7 protein-coding genes and 1 pseudogene are annotated in these 23,475 nt (G+C 68.6%); 7 read left to right on the forward strand and 1 reads right to left on the reverse strand.

What is annotated here, in order from left to right; all coding sequences use genetic code 11:
- Nucleotides 1-189: 189 nt before the first annotated feature.
- Nucleotides 190-792 (reverse strand): TetR family transcriptional regulator, encoded by a 603-nt coding sequence (locus ACH4S7_RS36290; RefSeq protein ID WP_398525698.1) that lies wholly within the window; start codon nucleotides 790-792, stop codon nucleotides 190-192.
- 164 nt (nucleotides 793-956) lie between these two features.
- Between ACH4S7_RS36290 and ACH4S7_RS36295 the strand changes: the two genes are divergently transcribed.
- From ACH4S7_RS36295 to ACH4S7_RS36325, 7 genes and pseudogenes are all read left to right on the forward strand, one after another.
- Nucleotides 957-1,721, forward strand: coding sequence for a hypothetical protein (locus ACH4S7_RS36295; protein ID WP_398525699.1), 765 nt, complete (start codon nucleotides 957-959; stop codon nucleotides 1,719-1,721).
- 330 nt (nucleotides 1,722-2,051) lie between these two features.
- Complete coding sequence (locus ACH4S7_RS36300) at nucleotides 2,052-3,056, forward strand: LLM class flavin-dependent oxidoreductase (RefSeq protein WP_398525700.1); 1,005 nt, start codon at nucleotides 2,052-2,054, stop codon at nucleotides 3,054-3,056.
- Nucleotides 3,057-3,173: 117 nt separating this feature from the next.
- A pseudogene (locus ACH4S7_RS36305) lies at nucleotides 3,174-4,281 on the forward strand (alkene reductase).
- A gap of 159 nt (nucleotides 4,282-4,440) precedes the next feature.
- Nucleotides 4,441-5,604, forward strand: coding sequence for a low temperature requirement protein A (locus ACH4S7_RS36310; RefSeq protein WP_398525701.1), 1,164 nt, complete (start codon nucleotides 4,441-4,443; stop codon nucleotides 5,602-5,604).
- A 147-nt stretch (nucleotides 5,605-5,751) separates the two neighbouring features.
- Complete coding sequence (locus ACH4S7_RS36315; RefSeq protein WP_398525702.1) at nucleotides 5,752-7,869, forward strand: FG-GAP-like repeat-containing protein; 2,118 nt, start codon at nucleotides 5,752-5,754, stop codon at nucleotides 7,867-7,869.
- 846 nt (nucleotides 7,870-8,715) lie between these two features.
- Complete coding sequence (locus ACH4S7_RS36320) at nucleotides 8,716-21,294, forward strand: type I polyketide synthase (protein ID WP_398525703.1); 12,579 nt, start codon at nucleotides 8,716-8,718, stop codon at nucleotides 21,292-21,294.
- A gap of 94 nt (nucleotides 21,295-21,388) precedes the next feature.
- Nucleotides 21,389-23,475 (forward strand): type I polyketide synthase (locus ACH4S7_RS36325; RefSeq protein WP_398525704.1); only part of this gene is annotated, 2,087 nt, incomplete at its 3' end.

The following is a 23,475-nucleotide window of genomic DNA, read 5'->3' on the forward strand; positions in this document are numbered from 1 at the left end:
ACGGAGGTGGGGTTCCCGGATCGCGGGCATCGGGCTGCCGGCGTACGGCGGGGGAGTGCGGACCCGCGGTCGGTCGCAGCCGGTCGCGTCATGAGGCTCGCGGCCGCGTCGGTCCGGTCGCCGCGCCACACCGCGTGCGTTTTCAGCATCGGCCCTGATGATTCGGAGCCTTACCGCCCAGTGGCCCGGCTATCCCATGAATTGAGCCTTCGTGGGCGCGGGGACGGGGAGCGGGTGGGCGTTCTGGGGGCGCAGGCCATCGAAGACCATGGCCAGATAGCGCTGCCAGAGGCCGGGTGCGTCCTCGCTGATGCTGAGCACGGCCTGCGAGGCGGCGCTGAGCAGAAGCACGATGTCGAGGCCCGTGACGTCCGCGCGGATCGCCCCCGCGCCCTGCGCCCTGGCGACCAGGGTCCCGGCCACGTCCGCGAGGCGTTCGCGGGAGGCCCGGACGGCGGCCTCGCTGCGCGAGAGCGCAGCGGCGGCCTGGCAGAAGGACCGGTCGCGGGCCTGGATCTCCGTGCCGATGGTCATGAACTCGAAGAGCGCGGCGGCCGGGTCGTCGGACTCGGTGAGCCGGCCCCCGGCGGCGACCAGTTCCTCCAGGCGGTCACTGAAGATCTCGGCGAGCAGTTGTTCCTTGGTGTCGAAGTGCCGGAACACCGTCCCCTTGCCGATTCCGGCCCGGGTGGCGATGCGGGTGATCGACACATCCATGCCGTTCTCGGCGAACTCGGCGGTCGCGGCATCCATCAGCAGGCGTCTGTTGCGCACGGCGTCGGCTCTCGTCATGCCTCCATCGTACATAACCGGACCGATCGGTCACATTCATCGACGGCTAACCGGACCGTGCGGTCATGTTGTGCTACGGTTCAAAACGTGACCGAGCGGTCCGGTTGTGAAGCCGGGGCGCGTGTTCATCGCTATGCACCATCAGGAAACGAGAGGAATCAGTCATGGACGTCCGCGGTTACGAGACCGGTCCGATCAAGGCGGAGGCGGCCTTCACCTCCGACTTCCCCCTGGATGACCGCTACTCCACCCAGGACCTGGTCGACATGTTGGAGCGCGAGCGCCCCAACATGGACATCCGCCCGGGTATGCGCCACAAGTACACCCCGCTGCGGTTCGACCCGGCCACCGGCGTGAAGTACATCGGCGGTCGCTACCTCTTCGACACCTGGGAGAACGTTCTCGACTACAACCACTTCACCAACGAGGAGCTCTTCCCGGAGCCCGGTGTGAAGTTCTGGTCGCGCTTCCCCGGCGTGGACAAGCACTACTGGAAGGTCACCGGCGCGCACGACTTCAAGCCGATGGCCACCGCGCACCACATCAACCGGTTCGAGCGCTACTCCTACACGGACGACGGCGTCGAGCAACTGCTGGCGCAGGTCTGGCCCGCCATCCGCGACGAGGCCGAGAAGCAGGGCCTGTCCAGCGTCTGGCTGATGTTCCAGCCGGAAGAGAAGCAGATCGGCATCCTCACGGTCGCCGAGAAGGCCGGCGACGCCGACCAGTCCGTCGCCATCTCCAAGGGTCTGGAGTACCTGGAGCGGCTGGACGCCTTCGGCCGCTTCCTGCCCGCGGAGCTCGGCGCCGCGCAGCTGATGGACCGGACCAGCCTGATCATCTCCTCCTGGCTGCCGGAGTCCCGGGCGCTGGGTGGGGCGCACTCGTCCTTCGACGTGTCCCCGCCGCACCCGAAGCCGCAGATCTGAGCGCGGTCTCAGGTCCAACCGCCAGAACGGCATGTAAGTGCGCCCGGCCGGAACACCCTCACTGTTCCGGCCGGGCGGCCCCCGGCCCCGGTGTGGTCCGGATCGCCCCCGCCAGGAGGCCGCGCACCCGCGCGGTGTGGCGCGGCGACCGGACCGACGCGGCCGAATCCTCGCCCCATACACCGGACCCCCCCGCCCGCAAGACCGTCCCGGACCCGTCCTGACGAGCCCGGCCCGGCCACCGGGCCGACCACGGCCCGGTTCCGTCACCGGAACCCGGCCCCACCACCCCCGCGCGGGGACTGCCCCGCCCACCCCGAAAGAACCGTCATGACCCGTTCCCTCGACCCCTCCCGCATTCCGCTCTCCGTCCTCGACCTCTCCCCGATCCGCACGGGCCGGCCCGCGGCCGAGGCCCTGGCGAACACCGTCGCACTGGCCCGCGCCACCGAGGCGTACGGGTACCACCGCTTCTGGATCTCCGAGCACCACAACACCCCGGCCATGGCCAGCTCCGCGACCTCGATCATCATCGGCCAGGTCGCCGCCGCCACCGAGCGGATCCGGGTCGGCACCGGCGGCGTCATGCTGCCCAACCACGCCCCGTACGTGGTCGCCGAGCAGTTCGGCACCCTCGCCACCTACCACCCCGGCCGGATCGACCTCGGTCTCGGCCGCGCCCCCGGAACCGACCCCTGGACCACCCGGGCCCTGCGGCGCGAGCACCAGAGCGGCGCCGACTTCCCCGAGCAGGTCGCGGAGTTGCGCGGCTACCTCGCCCCCGGCAGCGCGGAGCGCAAGGTCCGCGCGATCCCCGGCGAGGGCATCGACCTGCCCGTCTACATCCTGGGCTCCAGCACCTTCGGCGCGGCCCTCGCCGCCCGCGAGGGACTGCCCTTCGTCTTCGCCTCCCACTTCGCGCCCGACCAGCTCCGCACCGCGCTGGCGCTGTACCGGACCGCGTTCCGCCCCTCGGCGACGCTGGCGAAGCCGTACGCGGTCGTCGCGGCCAACGCGGTCGTCGCCGACACCGACGACGAAGCCATACGGATCTTCAGCTCCCTGCAGCAGAAGTTCCTCACCCACTTCCGGGGCAGTATGGAATTCCGGCCGCCGGTCGACGACATCGACGCCCTGTGGACCCCGCAGGAGGCACAGACGGTGAACGCCATGCTCACCGAGTCCTTCACCGGCACCCCGGAGACCGTCCGCCGCGGCCTGGAAGACCTCGTCGACCGCACGGACGCCGACGAACTCATGATCGTCAGCGAGGCATGGGACTTCGACGCCCGGCTGCGCTCCTACGAACTGCTCGCCAAGACCTGGAACCACTGAGCCCCGGACTCACCCCAGCGGGCCGAACCCCGGACTCACCACAGAAATATGGAAACCCGGACTCACCCCAGTAGACCGAAGCCCGGACTCACCACAGAAACACGGAAGGGACCCATCGTGAACGCGCCCGCCGCCCTCTTCGAGCCCACCCGGCTCGGCGACCTCACCCTGCCCAACCGCATGGTGATGGCGCCGATGAGTCGCGCCCGCGCGGACGCCGACGGGACCCCCGGCACGCTGATGGCCGACTACTACGCCCAGCGCGCATCGGCGGGGCTGATCGTGGCCGAGGGCACCCACCCGGTGCGCCGGAGCCATCGGCCCCGGCGCACCGGGCCTGTTCACCGACGCCCACCAGGACGGTTGGGCCCGGGTCGCGGACGGCGTCCATGAGGCGGGCGGACACCTCTTCCTCCAGCTCATGCACGCGGGCCGGCTCGCCCACCCCGACTTCCTCCCCGACGGGGCCCACCCGGTGGCCCCATCGGCGGTGGCCGCCGACACCCTCGTCCACACCTCCGGCGGCCGGGTGCCGGCCGTCACCCCGCGGGCGCTCACCGACGCCGGGATACGGGAGCTAATCGACGGCTTCGTCCACTCCGCGTGCCGGGCGGTGGCCGCCGGGCTGGACGGGGTGGAGATCCATGCCGCCAACGGCTATCTGCTTCACCAGTTCCTCACCGAGAACGCCAACCTCCGCACCGACCGCTGGGGCGGGAACACCGAGGGCCGCATCCGCCTCACCGTCGCGATCGCGCGGGCCGTCGCCGACACCATCGGCCCCCACCGGGTCGGGGTGCGCATCTCACCGTCCAACCCCTTCGGCGACCTGACCGAGACCGACCCGTACAGCACCTACACCGCCCTCGTACGCGCACTCGCCCCGCTCGGGATCGCCTATCTGCACCACGGCGAGACGGGTACGGAACTTGATCCGGTGATACGGGAGCTGTGGCCCACCGCGCTGATGGTCACCCCGCTCCCGGCCGACCGCGACAAACCCGAGGCCGCCGCCCACTCCCTCGAACGCGGCGCGGACCTCGTCTCCTTCGGCCGGGACTTCCTCGCCAACCCCGACCTGGTCACCCGCTGCCGCATCGGCGCACCTCTCAACGAGGCGCGGCCGACCGGCTTCTACGGTGGGGGAGCGCACGGCTACACCGACTACCCCACCATCAGGCACCACACCGCGCCCGCACCTGCTTCCAGCAGCGCCGAAGGCTGAAACCTGGCACCGACGGTGCCGAGTCCGTGGAGGCATCGTGGCAGTTGATCCGGTGCGCCCCGCGGCGGTTCCGGGCGGAGGGCGTCGTGCGGATGACACGACAGAGGCTCCGCGGAGTGTCGGCCGTTCCGGAGGCCGTCATGCGCACAGCCTGAAGAGGTGAGTAACGCAACCCGGCCGGGCCCGGTCTCGCGGGGGCAGGAGCACCGGGCCAACTGGTTCGAACTCTTCTTCGATCTCGTCTTCGTGGCCACCCTCTACGTGATGGCCCACGAACTGCACGGCGATCCGTCCCTGGCTGACTTCGGTGCATTCCTCGTCCTGTTCTTCCCGGCCTGGTGGGGCTGGGTGAACCTGATGATGACCGTCAATGTCTTCGGCCCGACCAACCCGCGTGCCCTCGTCATGCTGGTGGCCGCCATGCCGGGGTTCGGCCTGATGGCCGCGGCCTCTCCCGAAGGGCTGGGCGACCGGGCGTGGGCCTATGCGCTCGGCGCGGCCTGGGTACGGCTTGCCTACCTGCCCCTGTGGTGGGCCCGGGCCCGGCGCGCCGACGCCCTGCTGCCCGCGTGGCAACCCCTGCTCTACGGCCTGTTGCCCGGTGTGCTGTGGGCCGCCTCCGCCGCGGTTCCGGGCGCGGTCCGGTTCACCCTGTGGGCAGTGGCCGTCGGAGTGGAGATCCTCCTGCTCACCGTCGGAGGGGGGCTGTCCGGGGCCTTCGGTGCCATGTCCGCGGGTCATCTCGTCGAACGGGTCGGACTCTTCGTGGTCATCGCCCTCGGTGAGAGCGTTCTCACCGGCGTGACCACCCTCGCCGACAGCTTCACCCTCGCCTCCGGCACCGCCGCCCTGGCCGGGTTCGCCACCATCACCATCCTCGCCGGCGACTACTACCTCCGGGGTTCCCCCAGCGCCGCCCGCATCCTGGACCTGGCCGAGCGGACCCAAGCGGCCGGCACGATCCGCGACAGCGTCATATACCTGCCCTTCCTTCTCCTCTCCGGCATCGCCGTGATCGCCGCCGCGCTCGGCACCGCCGTCGCGGAACCCCGGCACACACTGCCGCCGGGCGCCCTCTGGGCCCTGTGCGGCGGCCTTCTCGCCTTCCACACCGCGAACGCCGCTCTGTCCCTGCGCTTCGGAGACCGCCCCCGCGCCCTGGCGTCCTGGTATCCGCTCTGTCTGGTCCTCAACCTCGGCGTGCTGTACCCCGTCGGGCTGGTCCTGACCGCCTGGGCGACCGTGGCCGTTGCCGCGCTGCTCAACGGCGGCCATCTGTGGTTCACCTCCCGTCCCCGGTGGCGACGGCGCCGCGGGCCGTAGCCACGTGCACCGCCGCCCAGCCAGGGGTGCGCACGGAGTGTGGACGACCGGATGAGACCTCGCCTTCGGTGTACGGAAGAATGCCAAAGTTGCAGGTCAGACAAGAATGAAAGATGTAAGGAAGAGTTTGTGCCCAGACCCCGACTCATGATCAGATCAAAGGCCGTTCTGCTCGCCACGTTCACTGCGGCGGCGGTACTCGCGGCGCCGAACGCGCAGGCGGTCGTCGGAGCCCCGGCCGCGGAAGGCTCGTTCGCCTTCGCTGTGAAGCTCGACATCGGCAGCGGTGCTCAGGCCCGCATCTGCTCGGGCGCCCTCATCGACCCGTACTGGGTGGCGACCGCGGCGAGCTGCTTCGCAGCCAATCCCAAGCAGCCCGGTGCTGTCCCCGCGGGCAAGCCCACGCTCAAGACCACGGCGACCGTGGGCCGCACCAACCTCGTCGGTACCGGCGGTGCGGTGAGCGAGGTCCTGGAGCTGGTGCCCCGCGCCGACCGTGACCTCGTCATGGCGCGCCTGGCCACACCCGCCACCGGGGTCACCCCCGTCACCGTCGCCGACACGGCGCCGGCCACCGGTGAGCGCCTCAAGGTCGCCGGGTACGGGCGGACCAAGTCCGAATGGATCCCCAACCGGCTGCACACGGCGAACTTCACCGTCGACTCCCTCGACGCGACCAGCGCCGGCATATCGGGTGTGACCGCGGCCGACGTCATCTGCACCGGTGACGCGGGCGCTCCCATCCTCCGTACCGTCGGTGGCCGGTACGAACTCGTGGGCGTGAGCAGTCGCTCCTGGCAGGGTGGCTGCCTCAATGAGACCGAGACCCGCAACAGCGCCATCGCGGCCCGCACGGACAACATCACCACAGGGTCCCGGCTCGCCGCCGGCACGCGGTTGCTGCCCGGCGACACTCTGATCTCGACCTCGGCCAAACTGGCCATGAAGCCTGACGGCAACCTCGTCATCACCTCCAACGCCGGCAAAAGCCTGTGGTCCACGGGGACCGGCGGGAACCCGGGAGCGTACGCGGCCTTCGGCACGGACGGGAACCTGACCGTCACCAGCGCCGACGGCACCCGGACCCTCTGGGAGTCGAACACCACGGCGACCGGCGGATACGTCCGGCTCCACAACCGCGGAAACCTCGTCGTCCACAACGCCCAGAACGCCGCCGTCTGGTCGACCGGCACCGCGGCGCGCCACGACTACAACGGCGACGGCTACAGCGACCTGGCCGCCTGGTACGACTACGCCGACGGCCGCGACGCCCTGCGCACCTTCAACGGCGCGAACGATGCCCGGTTCGACGCTCCCGCCGCCTCCTACGAAGCAGCGGCCGGCACCTGGACCGCATCCAACATGAAGCACACCACCGGTGACTTCAACGGCGACGGACGGGGCGACATCGCGGCCCTGTACGGCTACTCCGATGGCAGGGTCAAGGCATACACCTGGCTCGGCCGCCACGACGGCACCTTCGGCGGAGCCTCCGCGTCCTGGGAGACACCTGCCGGTAACTGGACGTTCTCCCGTGTCTCCGTCCAGGCCGGTGACTTCAACGGCGACGGCCGCGACGACCTGGCCGCCTGGTACGACTACGCCGACGGTTCCGACAAGCTGTTCACCTTCACCGCCCAGGCGGACGGCGGATTCAACGCCCCCTTCTCCTCCTTCACTCGCGACACCGGCTGGTCCGCCGCGAACATGAAGTTCGCGACCGGCGACTACAACGCCGACGGCCGCGACGACATCGGCGCGTTCTACGGCTACACCGACGGCAGCGCCAAGCTGTTCACCTTCACCGCCAAGCCGGACGGCGGGTTCAACGACCCCCTCCACAACGGCTGGACCAGCCCCGACTGGGGAAGCTTCGACCGCACCAGCGTCCACTCCGGTGACTTCAACGGCGACGGCCGCGACGAGATCGCCACCTGGTACGACTACGCCGACGGCCGCGACGCCGTCATCAGCTTCAGCCCGAGCGGCAAGGACGGCACCTTCGGAGGCCGTAAGGAGATCTGGACCGCCGCCGCGGGTAACTACAACCGCCCCGGCATGAAGATCGTCACCGGTGACTTCAACGGCGACGGCCGCGACGACATCGGCACTCTCTACGGCTACAGCACCGGCACCGTCAAGGGCATCACCTGGACGTCCAAGTCCGACGGCACCCTCAACGCACCCCTCCACGGATGGGAGTCGGCGCCCGGCCACTGGACCTTCGGCAACGTCACCACCATCGAGAGGTACAGCACCTCCTGACACCAGCCCCCCGGCCGAGGGTGTGAGGCACCCTCGGCCGGGGGGCACGGGATTCATTCGGGGAGGGCCACTGACCGGCGCTGCATGACATGTCCATGACGTCTCTCGTGAATCGCCCTCTCGCCGGTAGGGCCCGGACCCATGTGCGGTCGTCGGTCAGGTGGGCATCGGCTGTGGGTCCTGCCTGAATCAGGTGCTCTCGAAAGCCTCATCGGTCAGGGGGTGGGAGTGGAGTGTCCGGGTCCGGCGTGCGTCTCCCGTCGTACTGGCCGCCGGTGCCCGGTCTCCGTGATATCTCCGGTGGCCCGTACAGCCTTCTGCTTACCCGGCTTTTCCGTCCCGGAGTGGATTGTCAATCCATGAATTAGCCAATGTAGAGCGAATCGATCCGGTCGGCGGTGTGTCCGAAACCAGTCCCACACTTGGCTGAAGGATGCAAGTCGATGAGGGGTCCCTGTCAAAATCCTCACCAAATCCGTGCGTGTTACTCGCGGTTCTTGAGCATTCGGCCACATGGCGGGATCCATGGAAAGCGCTTGATGTGGCGTGAAAATGAAGAGGTCGATGGCCGTACTGATTACACGGTGTAGTGGCCATCTATTGATGTTCAGACGTCTGACCTGCGGATATCAAGTCAAAGTTATTTTCAAGCCGCAGTGCTGACGGTAACTCAGAGTGTTTCTAGGGGGCTGCATTGTTCGCGATTGAACCAATCTTGCTGGATCTTGACGGTCAACCGGGCGCTCAGTTACGGTCCAATCGCGATTTCGATCAAGGCGGTTGCGGGCTGTAACTATCGGCTCAGATGGTGCCTTCGGGCCCGTTCTGCATAACGGGGGAGATGCAGTGTCAGCCACAGGTCGGATAGCTGTCGTTGGCATGTCCTGCCGACTTCCAGGGGCCCTGGATCTCGGAGAATTCTGGGATTTGCTGATGTCCTCGGGCAGCGGTGTGGGGCTGCCCGGTTCGGACCGTTCGCGTCGACTCGATGACTCCCATGAGCCCCGCAGGGCGGGCTATCTCCAGCAGGTCGACCTGTTCGACGCGTCCTTCTTCGGCCTGGGGCCACAGGAAGCTACGGCGATGGACCCCCGGCAGCGGCTGATCCTCGAACTGAGCTGGGAGGCGCTGGAGAACGCCGGGATATCCCCGGCCGGACTGGCGGGCAGCTCCGTCGGGGTGTTCCTGGGCGCGTCCGGCGACGACTACCCCGGCGCGGGAACCGTCGCGGACGCCAACCCCTATCTGGCTGCGGGCACCAACCGGGCGGTCATCGCCAACCGGGTGTCTCACGCACTGGACCTCACTGGTCCGAGCCTGCTGGTCGACACCGCGCAGTCCTCCTCCCTGGTCGCGGTGCACATGGCCTGCGAAAGTATCCGCCGGGGTGAGTGCACCACGGCGATCGTCGGGGGAGTCAATCTGAACCTCTCCTCGCGCCGCATCCACATGCTGGAATCCCTGGGGGTCGTTTCTCCGGACGGTGAGTGCTTCACCTTCGACGCCCGCGCCAACGGCTTCGTGCCCGGCGAAGGCGGCGGTGTCCTGGTCTTGAAGGACCTGTCCGCTGCACTCGCCGACGGGGGTCAGGTGCACGCCGTCATTCGAGGTACCGCCCTGAACCACGACGGTGCCACCTTTGGACTCTCCTCGCCGAGCCCCGCCGCACAGGAAGCGGTGATCAGACAGGCGCACCGCGCTGCTGATGTCCTTCCCGGCGATGTCCGGTTCGTTGAGTTGCATGGAACGGGCACTCAGGCGGGAGATGCCACCGAGGCCACCGCACTCGGCGCGGCCTTCGCCGGTGACACCCCACGGGAGTCCCCGCTGCTGGTCGGGTCGGTGAAGACGAACATCGGCCATCTGGACGCCGCCTCGGGCGCGGTCGGGCTGATCAAGACAGTGCTCAGCCTGACGAACCGGAAGCTCCCGCCGAGTCGCAACTTCGCTGAGCCGAACCCCGCCATCGATCTCCCCGCCCTGGGCCTTGAGGTCGCGACCTCGGTCCGAGACCTGGCCGGCGACAGCGGAGAGTCCCCTGTTCAGGCGGGTGTCTCTTCGTTCGGCATGGGCGGGGCGAACTGCCATGTCGTGGTGTCGGACGCACTGGACCTTGACACGTCGGCACCACGACCGAGCACGGAAAACGCATCTGACACACCGCCGGAGACCTCGGCCGGTGTTCTGGTGCCGTGGGTGGTTTCGGGCCGTGGTGTCGATGGTGTTCGGGCGCAGGCGGCGCGGTTGCGGGAGTGGGTGTTGGAGCGGTCTGCGGACCGTCCGGTGGATGTGGGCTTCTCGTTGTTGTCGTCGAGGTCGTTGCATCGGGATCGGTTGGTGGTGCTGGGTTCTGATCGTCAGGTGTTGGTGGATGGGCTGGCGGCGTTTGTTGAGGGTGCGCCGTGGCCGGGTGTGGTGGGTGGGTCGGGTGGTGGTGTGGTTGCTGATCGGGCTGTGTTTGTGTTCCCGGGTCAGGGGTCGCAGTGGGTGGGGATGGGGCGTGAGCTGTACGCCTCTTCGCCTGTGTTCCGGGGGCGATTGGATGAGTGCGCGGCTGCGTTGGACCCGTTGGTGGAGTGGTCGCTGATCGATGTGGTGCGGGGTGGGTCCGGGGCTCCTGGTCTGGAGCGGGTGGATGTGGTTCAGCCCGTGTTGTGGGCGGTGATGGTGTCGCTGGCGGCGGTGTGGGAGTCGTGGGGTGTTGTTCCGGCTGCTGTGGTGGGTCATTCGCAGGGTGAGATTGCTGCTGCGTGTGTGGCGGGGGCGCTGTCGGTGGAGGATGCGGCGCGGGTCGTGGCGTTGCGGAGTCGCGCTCTGCGGGCGATGGCGGGTGACGGCGCGATGGTGTCGGTCGCGCTCCCCGTTGCTGAGGCTGAGGCGTTGACCGGGGACGGTGTGTCGCTGGCGGCTGTCAACGGTCCGTCGTCCGTGGTGCTGTCGGGGGACCGGTGCGCCCTCACTCCCGTGGTGGAGCGACTGAGCGCCGAGGGTGTGCGGACGAAGTGGGTGCCGGTGGACTACGCGTCCCACTCGGCCCATATGGACCGCATCCACGACGAGCTGTTGGAGATCCTGTCCGGGATCGTGCCCAAGACCTCCCGTATCCCGCTCTACTCCACGGTGTCGGCGCAGGTCATCGACACATCGCGGATGGACGCCTCGTACTGGTTCGACAACATCCGGGGCACCGTCCGCTTCCACGAGACCGTTCAAGCCCTGATCGCCGACGGCCTCACCGCCTTCGTGGAGGTGTCTCCGCACCCCGTCCTGGCGATGAGTGTCCGGGACACCCTCGACCAGGCCGAAGCCACCGGTCTGTCCATCGGAACGCTGCGCCGCGACGAGAACGAAGAGAGGTCCCTGCTCACCGCAGCGGCTGAACTCTTCGTCGCCGGCCTCCCCATTGACTGGAACACGGCCGCCTTCGCCGACCTCGACACCCGCCAGGTCGACCTGCCCACCTATGCCTTCCAGCGTCGGCCCTACTGGCTGGAGACCGTCGCGCAGACAGTGCGGGTTGGTGCGCCTGCAGCCGCGCCCACCGAAAGTCCTGAAGTCCCCGGCAGCCGATCGCGCCTGGCCGAGCGAGTGGCCGGACTTCCGCAGGGCGCACGGCACCAGGCTGTAACGGACTTCGTCCGCGCGCACGCCGCCGCCGTGCTCGGTCATACCGACCACTCCGATATCGACGTAGCGCTGACCTTCCGAGACCTAGGGTTCGACTCGATCAACGCGACCGAGTTCCGGCTTCGGCTCGGCGATGCAGCCGGGCTACGGCTACCCGCCACTCTTGTGTTCGACCACCCGACGCCCGCGGTGGTGGTGGATTTCCTGCTGACCCGACTGTTGGGCGGCGAAGCGGACTCCCTGCCCAGCACGCGAACGGCGGCTTCCGATCCTGATGAGCCAGTGGCCATCGTGGGCATGGCCTGCCGCTTCCCGGGCGGAGTCAGCACACCGGAGCAGTTGTGGCGGCTGGTCGCGGAGGGCGTTGATGCCGTCTCCGGTCTTCCCACTGACCGTGGCTGGGACATTGAGTCGCTGTACCACCCGGATCCGGATCACCCGGGGACCTCGTACGCGAACGAGGGTGGCTTCCTTCACGAGGCCGGTGAGTTCGATGCGGGCTTCTTCGGGATTTCGCCCCGTGAGGCGCTAGCGATGGACCCCCAGCAGCGGCTCCTGCTCCAGACCAGCTGGGAGGCAGTGGAGCGGGCGGGCATAGACCCACTGTCGCTGAAGGGCAGCGACACCGGTGTGTTTACCGGTGCCATGACACAGGACTACGGCCCTCGATTGCACGAGCCGCACAGCTCGGGCACCGTCGATGGCTACATGCTGACCGGTAACGCCGGCAGTGTGATGTCCGGTCGGGTGGCGTATGTGCTGGGGACTGAGGGTCCGGCGGTGACGGTGGATACGGCGTGTTCGTCGTCGTTGGTCGCGCTGCATTGGGCGGCGCAGGCGTTGCGTCAGGGTGAGTGCTCGATGGCGTTGGCCGGTGGTGTGACGGTGATGGCGACGCCGGGGATGTTTGTGGAGTTCAGTCGTCAGCGGGGGTTGGCGCCGGATGGTCGGTGTAAGGCGTTCGCGGCTGGCGCTGATGGTACGGGCTGGTCCGAGGGCGTTGGGATGGTGTTGGTGGAGCGGTTGTCGGACGCCCAGCGGCTCGGTCACCCGATTCTTGCGGTGGTTCGTTCGAGTGCGGTGAATCAGGATGGTGCGAGTAATGGGTTGACGGCGCCGAATGGTCCGTCGCAGCAGCGGGTGATCCGTCAGGCCCTGTCGACGGCCGGGCTGACGACCGCCGATGTGGACGCGGTCGAGGCGCATGGCACGGGGACGAATCTGGGTGACCCGATCGAGGCGCAGGCCCTGCTGGCGACCTATGGTCAGGACCGTCCCGAGGACCGGCCGCTGTTGCTCGGTTCGCTGAAGTCGAACATCGGGCACACGCAGGCTGCGGCCGGTGTGGCGGGTGTGATCAAGATGGTGATGGCGCTCCAGCACGGTGTTCTTCCGGCGACCCTCCATGTCGATGAGCCGACGCCACACGTCGATTGGGCGAGCGGCGCGGTCGAGCTGCTGACCGAGGCGACGCCCTGGCCCGAGACGGACCGTCCGCGCCGGGCCGCGGTGTCGTCATTCGGCATCAGCGGCACCAACGCCCACGCAATTCTGGAGCAGGCGCCGGAGACTGACAACGCCGCTGAGCCGGTAGTGCGTGACGGTGTTCTGGTGCCGTGGGTTGTTTCAGGTCGTGGTGTTGATGGTGTTCGGGCGCAGGCGGCGCGGTTGCGGGAGTGGGTGCTGGAGCACCCGCAGCACAGTGCGACGGATATCGGCTTCTCGTTGTTGTCGTCGCGGTCGTTGCATCGGGACCGGTTGGTGGTGCTGGGTTCTGATCGTCAGGTTTTGGTGGATGGGCTGGCGGCGGCTGCTGAGGGGGCGCCGTGGCCGGGGTTGGTTCAGTCGTCTGGGGATGTGTCGCTGAGCCGGGCTGTGTTCGTTTTCCCAGGTCAGGGGTCGCAGTGGGTGGGGATGGGGCGGGAGTTGTACGCATCTTCGCCCGTGTTTCGGGCGCGGTTGGACGAGTGCGCGGCTGCGTTGGATCCGCTGGTGGACTGGTCCCTGATCGATGTTGTACGGGGTGAGCCGGGCACGCCCGGTCTGGAGCGGGTGGACGTGGTCCAGCCCGTCCTCTGGGCGGTGATGGTGTCCCTGGCGGCTGTCTGGGAGTCGTGGGGTGTTGTCCCGGCCGCGGTGGTGGGCCACTCACAGGGTGAGATTGCCGCTGCGTGTGTGGCGGGGGCGTTGTCGGTGGAGGATGCGGCGCAGGTTGTGGCGTTGCGGAGCCGTGCCGTGCGGGGGATGGCGGGTGACGGTGCGATGGTGTCTGTCGCGCTCCCTGCCGCTGAGGCTGAGGCGTTGACCGGGGACGGTGTGTCGCTGGCCGCTGTCAACGGACCGTCGTCCGTCGTCCTCTCAGGGGACCGGTCTGCCCTCACCCCCGTGGTGGAGGGACTGACTGCTCAGGGTGTGCGGACGAAGTGGGTGCTGGTGGACTACGCGTCCCACTCTGCCCATATGGAGCGTATCCGTGAGGAATTGGCGTCCCTGCTGTCCGGGATCGAGCCCAAGACCTCCCGTATCCCGCTCTACTCCACGGTGTCGGCGGAGGTCATCGACACGTCGCGGATGGACGCCTCGTACTGGTTCGACAACATCCGGGGCACGGTCCGCTTCCACGAGACCGTCCAGGCCCTGATCACCGACGGCCTCACCGCCTTCGTAGAGGTCTCCCCTCACCCCGTCCTGGCGATGAGCGTTCAGGACACCCTCGACCAGGCCGAAGCCACCGGCGTCTCCATCGGCACCCTCCGCCGAGACCAGAACGAGCACGAAACCCTCCTCACCGCAGCGGCTGAACTCTTCGTCGCCGGCCTCCCCATCGACTGGCACACGGCCGCCTTCGCCGACCTCGACACCCGCCGAGTCGACCTCCCCACCTATGCCTTCCAAACTGAGCGGTTCTGGCTGGAAGCCGGCACAGCCGTTGCCGAGGCTGCTGTAGCCGATGGTGTGGAAGCACGTTTCTGGGAGATCGTCGAGAGAGGTGACGCCGGTGAACTGGTCGAAGCCCTCGGTGTCGCGGACGAGGCCGGATCGGCCGATGCCTGGCAGCCGATGCTTCCCGCGCTGGCCTCCTGGAGGCGTGCTCAGCAGGCCCGTTCGGCCGCGGACTCCTGGCGCTACCGCGTCACCTGGAAGCCCCGTACCGGCACCCACCCCGCTGCCCTCTCCGGTACCTGGCTGGTCATCGCCCCTGGCTCGCCCGAGCACACCGACCTCGCCGACGAATGTGTACGCGCACTGACGGACCACGGCGCCTCCGTCGAGCTGATCAGCCCCGACGGCCGTACCCCGGTCGACCGGACGCGGTGGCGCGATCTGCTGAACACGGCGCTGACGGCCCGCCCGGACGGTCTGGCCGGTGTGGTGTCGCTCTCCGCAGTGAGCGCGGACACCGAGGCCGGATCTCCGGCGACCGGCTCCGCCGTCGTTCCACGGAGCGCGGCAGCCGTGCTGGGTCTGGTCCAGGCGCTCGGTGACCTGGAGGTCTCTGCTCCACTGTGGTGCCTGACGCGTGGCGCCGTGTCCGTGGGGCGCTCCGATGCCTTGCGGTCGCCTGAACAGGCGCTGGTCTGGGGGCTGGGCCGAGCAGCCGCGCTGGAACACCCCGATCGCTGGGGCGGCTTGATCGACCTTCCGGAGAACGCCGACCAGCGCTGCTGGGAGCGGATCTGCTCCGTGTTGTCCGGTGCTGATGCCGAGGACCAGGTGGCGATCCGGTCCTCGGGAGTCTTCCTGCGCCGGCTTGTGCCTGCTCCTCTGCCGGCCCGGGCCACCGGGCCCGGATGGGCCCTGGACGGCGGTACGGTACTGATCACTGGCGGTACGGGTGCGCTGGGCGGGCATATCGCCCGCTGGGTCATCGAGAGCGGCGCCCGACGGCTGTTGCTGGTCAGCCGGAGCGGTCCCGCTGCGCCCGGCGCCGGTGAGCTGGCGGCCGAGCTGGAGAGCGCGGGTGCCGAAGTCGAGATCGTCGCCGCTGATATCGCCGACCGGGACGCAGTGGCCGGGATTCTCGACGGGATCCCGGCGGAGCAGCCGCTCATCGCGGTGGTGCACACCGCGGGCGCGAACGGCATGGGACCGCTGGACGAACTCGACACGGCCTCGTTCGCCGAGGTGATCAGGGCGAAGGTCGGCGGTGCCGCCGTGCTGGACGAGCTGCTGGTGGATCAGCCGCAGATACGTTCCTTCGTACTGTTTTCGTCGGGTGCCGGGATCTGGGGTAGCGGCGGCCAGGGTGCGTACGGCGCCGGGAACGCCTATCTGGACGCGCTGGCGGAGCAGCGCCGTGCGGCTGGGCTGCCGGCCACGGCGGTGGCCTGGGGCCCCTGGGCCGACGGTGGCATGGCCGAGGGAGAGCTGGGCCGCGAGCTGGCCCGGAGCGGACTGGCGCCGATGCGGCCGGAGACGGCCGTCGGTGCACTGGCGCGCGCGGTGGAGCACGACGAGACGGCGGTGACGGTGGTCGACGCCGACTGGGAGCGCTTCTACCCGTCCTTCGCCATCGCCCGCCCCCGGCCCTTGCTGCATGACATTCCCCAGGTCGCGGCGGTACTGGTGGCCGGCGAGAGCGCAGCAGGCGCCGACCTTCCGTCCCCCCTTGCCGCCCGGCTCGCGGACCGTTCCCCGGTCGAGCGGCGCAAGACCATACTGGAGCTGGTACGCGCCCAGGCGGCGGCGGTACTCGGCCACACCGGCACCGACCGTATCGTCGCCGGACGCCCTTTCCGCGAGCTGGGTTTTGACTCGCTGACCGCCGTTGAGCTGCGCAACCGGCTCAACACGGCCACCGGACTGAAGTTGTCCAGCACAGCGGCCTTCGACCACCCGACGCCCGAGGTGATCACCGGACACATTCTGAGCGGTCTGGAGCTGGGCGGAGAGAGCCCTGACGACGAGGCGGCAGCGCTGGGATCCGTACCCCACTCCCACGACGAGCCGCTGGCCGTGGTGGGCATGGCCTGCCGTCTGCCCGGTGGTACGAACTCGCCGGAGCGGCTGTGGCAGCTCCTCATGGAGCGCGGCGATGTGATCTCCGAGCTGCCCACGGACCGTGGTTGGGACATCGAGGGGCTCTACGACCCGGATCCGGACCGACCGGGCACCTCGTACACACGGGCCGGTGGCTTCCTGTACGACGCGGCCGAGTTCGACGCCGAGTTCTTCGGGATTTCGCCGCGTGAGGCGCTGGCGATGGACCCGCAACAGCGGCTGCTGTTGCAGGTCGGCTGGGAGGCCGTGGAGCGCGCCGGAATCGACCCGCTGTCTCTGCACGGGAGCCGGACCGGCGTCTTCGTCGGCGCGATGACGCAGGACTACGGGCCGCGTATGCATGTCGCCGACGCGTCCGACAACGTAGAGGGCTATCTGCTGACCGGTACCACGAGCAGTGTGGCATCCGGCCGACTGGCGTATGTGCTGGGTGCGGAAGGTCCGGCGGTGACGGTGGATACGGCGTGTTCGTCGTCGCTGGTCGCGCTGCATCTGGCGGGCCAGGCCCTGCGTCAGGGCGAGTGCTCCATGGCGCTCGCCGGTGGCGTCACCGTGATGGCGACGCCGGGCACGTTCGTCGAGATGAGTCGTCAGCGCGGTCTGGCGGTGGACGGCCGGTGCAAGGCTTTCGCCGCCGCGGCGGATGGATTCGGACCGGCCGAGGGTGTCGGCATGGTCCTCCTGGAGCGGCTGTCGGATGCCCAACGCCTCGGCCACCCCGTGCTGGCGGTGATCCGTTCGAGTGCGGTGAATCAGGATGGTGCGAGTAATGGTCTGACGGCGCCGAATGGTCCGTCGCAGCAGCGGGTGATCCGTCAGGCTCTGGCGGCTGCGGATCTGTCGTCCGCCGAAGTGGATGTGGTGGAGGCGCACGGTACGGGTACGGCGCTGGGCGATCCGATCGAGGCGCAGGCACTGCTGGCCACGTACGGCCAGGGCAGGACGGACGACCGTCCGCTCTGGCTCGGCTCGCTGAAGTCGAACATCGGACACACCCAGGCGGCTGCCGGTATTTCCGGTGTCATCAAGATGGTGATGGCGCTGCGGCACGGCGTCCTCCCGGCGACCCTCCATGTCGATGAGCCGACACCACACGTCGACTGGACGGCCGGCCGCGTACAACTCCTCTCCGATCAGGTGGTCTGGCCCGAAGTGGACCGGCCACGTCGTGCTGCCGTGTCGTCGTTCGGTATCAGTGGCACCAACGCGCACGCGCTCCTGGAGCAGGCCCCCGAGGAGCAGACGCCGGAGACTGACAACGCCGCTGAACCCGTCGCTCATGACGGCGCCCTGGTGCCATGGGTGGTCTCGGGCCGTGGTGAGGAAGCATTGCGGGCACAGGCCGCACGGTTGCACGGGTGGGTGTTCGAGCGCCCTGAGGAGCGTCTGGTCGACATCGGTCATTCGCTGGTGACGTCGCGGTCGGCCTTCGACGATCGGCTCGTTGTTCTCGGTTCGGATCGGGATGCGCTGTTGAATGGTCTGGCGGCGGCTGCGCGGGGCGAGATCCGGCCCGGAATCGCCCGGAGCACGGAACGATCCGGTGGTGGTGTGGCGTTCCTGTTCACGGGGCAGGGTGCGCAGCGGCTGGGGATGGGTCGTGAACTCGCGGAGTGTTTCCCGGTGTTCGCTGTGGCTTTGGACGAGGTCTGTGCGCATGTGGATGTTCGTCTGGAGCGTCCGTTGCGTGACGTGCTCTTCGCCGAGCCGGGTAGTGAGGCTGCGGCGCTGTTGGATGAGACGGCGTTCACGCAGGTGGCGTTGTTTGCCGTTGAGGTTGCGCTGTATCGGTTGGTGGAGTCGTGGTCGCTGACGCCGGACTATCTCCTGGGTCACTCGATTGGTGGTCTGGCCGCGGCGTATGTGTCGGGTGTGTTGTCGTTGGAAGATGCGGCCGAGGTCGTGGTGGCTCGGGGTCGGTTGATGCAGGCCCTGCCCAAGGGCGGAGCCATGGTCTCCCTCCAGGCCGCTGAGGACGAGGTTGTGGAGTCGCTGGGCGGCCGGGTGTCGATCGCCGCGGTGAATGGTCCGCAGGCGGTCGTCATCTCGGGCGATGAGGACGCTGTCACGGCGGTGGCGGAGGAGTGGCGGGCCCGGGGTCGGAAGGTGAAGCGCCTCACGGTCAGTCATGCTTTCCATTCGGTGTTGATGGAGCCGATGCTCGCCGAGTTTGAGCAGGTCCTGTCCCGGGTCACGTTGAACCCGCCGCGGATTCCGATCATCTCCGACTCCACTGGCCTGCCTCTCACGGCGGAGCAGGCCACCTCTCCCGCGTACTGGGTCGGGCATGTCCGTCAGCCCGTCCTGTTCCACCAGGCGGTGACCTATCTGGCCGACCAAGGCGTGAACAGCTTCCTGGAACTGGGCCCCGATGGCGTACTCAGCGCCATGGTCCAGCACAGCGCCCCGGACGCAGCACAGGCCACCCCGCTGCTCCGCTCGGACCGGGAGGAGACGGAAACGGCGCTGACCGCGCTGGCCGAGTTGTATGTCAACGGCGCGGATGTCGACTGGACCGCACTCTTCGAAGGCGCCGGCCGGATCGACCTGCCGACCTATGCCTTCCAGCACCAGCGCTTCTGGCTGGCGGCCGGAACGGAGACACAGCCGGCACCCGAGGAAGCGGACCCCAAGGAGGCCCGGTTCTGGGCTGCCGTCGAACGTTCCGACGCCGGTGAACTGGCCGATGCCTTCGCTGAGGTGGGCCTGGACGTGCCGGAGCAGGCTTGGGAGTCCGTCCTGCCCGCGCTCTCCACCTGGCGTCAGATACAGCGGACGCAGGCCGCCGCCGACTCCTGGCGTTACCGGGTCGTCTGGAAGCCCGCCCCCGGTGCCCAGCCCGCAGCGCCAGCCGCGCTGACCGGCACCTGGCTGCTGATCACCTCGGCGGCCCCGGAGTGTCTGGCCGTGGTCGACGAGTGTGCCGGCGCCCTGGCGCGCCGGGGTGCGGTCGTACGGGTGGTTCGGTCCGGCACGGACGACTCTGCCGACCGTGCAGCCTGGCACGCCACCGTAGCGGGCGTGCTCGCGGAGACCGGCGAACCCGTCGGGGTGGTCTCGCTGTTGGGGTTGGCGGACGAGCCGCACCCTCACTTCCCCGAGGTGCCCCAGGGTGCCGCCGGGCTACTGGCCCTGACACAGGCACTCGGCGACGCGGGCCTGCGGGCTCCGCTGTGGTGCCTGACCCAGGGCGCCGTGAGCATCGACGGCTCCGACCTGCTGCGATCGCCGTCACAGGCACTGCTCTGGGGCCTGGGCCGGGTCGTCGCCCTGGAACACCCCGAACTCTGGGGCGGTCTGGTCGACCTTCCCGCGACCCCCGATTCGCGCTGCTGGGAACAGGTCTGCGCCACGCTGGCTGGTGCTGGTGCTGGTGCTGGTGCAAGTGCCGAGGATCAGGTGGCGGTCCGGTCCTCGGGAATCTTCGTACGCCGGCTTGTGCCCGCTCCTCTGCCGGCCCGGGCCACCGGCCCCGGATGGGCCCCGGACGGCGGTACGGTAATGATCACTGGCGGTACGGGTGCCCTGGGTGGCCATGTCGCCCGCTGGGTGGCCGAGTACGGTGCGCAGCACATTCTGCTGCTCAGCCGCAGCGGCCCCGACGCCCCCGGCGCTCGGGAACTGATGGCCGAGCTGGAGGCCGCCGGGAACCAGGTTGACCTGGTTGCCTGCGATATCGCCGACCGTGAAGCGGTAGCCGGGGTCCTCGCCGGAATCCCCGAGGAACACCCTCTCACCTCGGTGGTGCACACCGCCGGCGCCAGCGCGCCGGTCCCGCTCACGGAGCTGGACACGGCCTCGTTCGCCGAGGTGATCAGGGCGAAGGTCGGCGGTGCCGCCGTGCTGGACGAGCTGCTGGTGGATCAGCCGCAGATACGTTCCTTCGTACTGTTTTCGTCCGGTGCCGGGATCTGGGGTAGCGGCGGCCAAGGCGCGTACAGCGCCGGGAACGCCTATCTGGACGCGCTGGCGGAGCAGCGCCGTGCGGCCGGGCTGCCGGCCACGGCGGTGGCCTGGGGCCCCTGGGCCGACGGCGGCATGGCCGAGGGAGAGCTGGGACGGGAACTCGACCGGCGGGGCCTGGCGTCGATGGCGCCCGCGTCGGCGGTGCACGCCCTGCGCCGGGCCCTGGAGCACGACGAGACGGCGGTGACGGTTGTTGACGCCGACTGGGAGCGCTTCTATCCGGCCTTCGCGATCGCCCGCCCCCGGCCCCTGTTGCATGACATTCCCCAGGTCGCGGCAGCGCTCGCAGCCGTAGACCAGCCCGCTTCCGCCGAGGGCGCGTCCGGATTCGCCGGTCAGCTCGCCGGTCTGTCCGACACGGAGCAGTACAAGACGGTGCTGGAGTTGGTCCGGGTCCAGGCGGCCTCGGTAGTGGGGCACCTGACTCCGGAGCGCATCACCGCCGAACGGGCCTTCCGGGACGTGGGATTCGACTCCCTGACGGCGGTGGAGCTGCGGAACCGGCTCAACAACGCCACCGGTCTGGTGCTGCCCACAACAACGATCTTCGATCACCCCACACCGGTCCTGCTCGCCGAGCATCTGCAACGGGAGCTGACCAGTACCACCCCCGAGATTTTTGCGACCCTGGCCAAGCTGGAGAACGAGTTGCAACTCGTCGCGGGAAACCGGGCATTGTCGGAAGACGTGCTGGCTCGGCTGTCGAAAATAGTCAGGTCGTCCGAACCTGCGAATCCCGCTGAGGACGAGCAGGACGAAATTGCCGATCTCATGTCGGCGAGCGACGACGAAGTCTTTGGACTTCTCAGGGATGAGTTCGGTATCTCCTGACCTGACCGATTTTTCGCATACAGAAAACCAGTACGGATCCCGCACGTCTTCGAGTACGTCTTCGAGTACGTCTTCTGAGTAAGGTGTTTCTGGAATGGCTGACGAGGAAAAGCTCCAGTACTTCCTGCGCAAGGTCACCGCTGACCTTCGGGAGAGCCGTCACCGGGTCAAGGAGTTGGAGGGCCGCTGGGCCGAGCCGCTGGCTGTGGTGGGCATGGCCTGCCGCTTCCCCGGCGGTGTGAACTCCCCGGAACAGCTGTGGGATTTTGTACTTGATGGCCGGGACGGCATATCGGGATTCCCCACCGAGCGTGGCTGGGACCTCGATTCGCTCTATCACCCGGATCCGGACCACCCGGGAACCTCTTACGCCTCCGAAGGCGGATTCCTCCATGACGCCGGGGAGTTCGACCCCGCCTTCTTCGGGATTTCGCCGCGTGAGGCGCTGGCGATGGAGCCGCAGCAGCGGCTGCTGCTCCAGACCAGTTGGGAAGCGATCGAGAACGCCGGAATCGACCCCCTCTCCCTCAAGGGCAGCAGGACCGGTGTCTTCGTCGGCGCCATCAACCAGGAATACGGCCCCCGCCTCTACGACGCCGCGCCGGACGACAACGTCGAGGGCTATCTGCTGACCGGTACCGCCAACAGCGTGGTCTCCGGACGGGTGGCGTATGTCCTCGGCACCGAGGGCCCGGCCCTCACGGTGGACACGGCGTGTTCGTCTTCGCTGGTGGCCCTGCACCTAGCCGGTCAGGCACTGCGGCAGGACGAGTGCTCGATGGCGCTGGTCGGCGGTGTCACCGTGATGACCACACCGACGGGATTCGTGGAGTTCAGCCGTCAGCGGGGTCTGGCGGTGGACGGCCGGTGCAAGTCGTTTGCGGCGGCTGCGGATGGTACGGGCTGGGCCGAGGGCGTCGGCGTGCTCGTGGTCGAGCGGCTGTCGGACGCGCAGCGACTGGGTCACCCCGTGCTGGCGGTGATCCGTTCGAGTGCGGTGAATCAGGATGGTGCGAGTAATGGGTTGACGGCGCCGAATGGTCCGTCGCAGCAGCGGGTGATCCGTCAGGCTCTGGCGGCTGCGGATCTGTCGTCCGCCGATGTGGATGTGGTGGAGGCGCACGGTACGGGTACGGCGCTGGGCGATCCGATCGAGGCGCAGGCTCTCCTGGCCACGTACGGCCAGAACCGTCCCGAGGATCGGCCGCTGCGGCTGGGCTCGATCAAGTCCAACATCGGACACACCCAGGCGGCTGCCGGTGTGGCGGGTGTGATCAAGATGGTGATGGCGCTGCGGCACGGCGTCCTCCCGGCGACCCTCCATGTCGATGGGCCGACGCCGCATGTCGACTGGACCAGCGGCGCGGTCGAACTGCTCGCCGACACGACCGTTTGGCCCGAGGTGGACCGTCCGTGGCGCGCGGCAGTCTCCTCCTTCGGCATCAGTGGTACCAACGCTCACACGATTATCGAGCAGGCCCCTCAGGTGGAGGTCGAGGTTCCCGAGCCGGCCGTGAAGGGCGATGTCCTGTTGCCGTGGGTGGTGTCGGGGCGTGGTGCGGACGCGTTGCGGGCGCAGGCCGCTCGGCTGCGGGAGTGGGTGCTTGAGCACCCTGAGCACAGCTTGGTTGATGTTGGTCATTCGTTGGTGGTGTCGCGGTCGGCTTTTGAGGATCGGGTGGTTGTTCTCGGTTCGGATCGCGAGGCGTTGTTGGATGGTCTGGCGGCGGCTACTCAGGGTGAGCCGGGGCCGGGTGTGGTGGTGGGTTCGTCTGTGGGGGCTGGTGGTGGTGTGGCGTTCCTGTTTACCGGGCAGGGCGCGCAGCGGCTGGGAATGGGTCGTGAACTCGCGGAGCGTTTCCCGGTGTTCGCGTTCGCGCTGGACGAGGTCTGCGTTCAGCTCGACGCCCGTCTTGAGCGTCCGTTGCGTGAGGTGTTGTTCGCGGAGCCTGACACTGAGGCTGCGGCGCTGCTGGATGAGACGGCGTTCACGCAGGCAGCGTTGTTTGCCGTTGAGGTTGCGCTGTATCGGTTGGTCGAGTCGTGGTCCCTGACCCCGGACTACCTTCTGGGTCACTCCATTGGCGGTCTGGCTGCCGCGTATGTGGCGGGTGTGTGGTCGTTGGAGGACGCGGCCGAGGTCGTCGCGGCTCGGGGTCGGTTGATGCAGGCCCTGCCCAA

Origin of the sequence: Streptomyces sp. NPDC020965 (assembly GCF_044333555.1) — a bacterium.
In the GTDB taxonomy this organism is placed as follows: domain Bacteria; phylum Actinomycetota; class Actinomycetes; order Streptomycetales; family Streptomycetaceae; genus Streptomyces.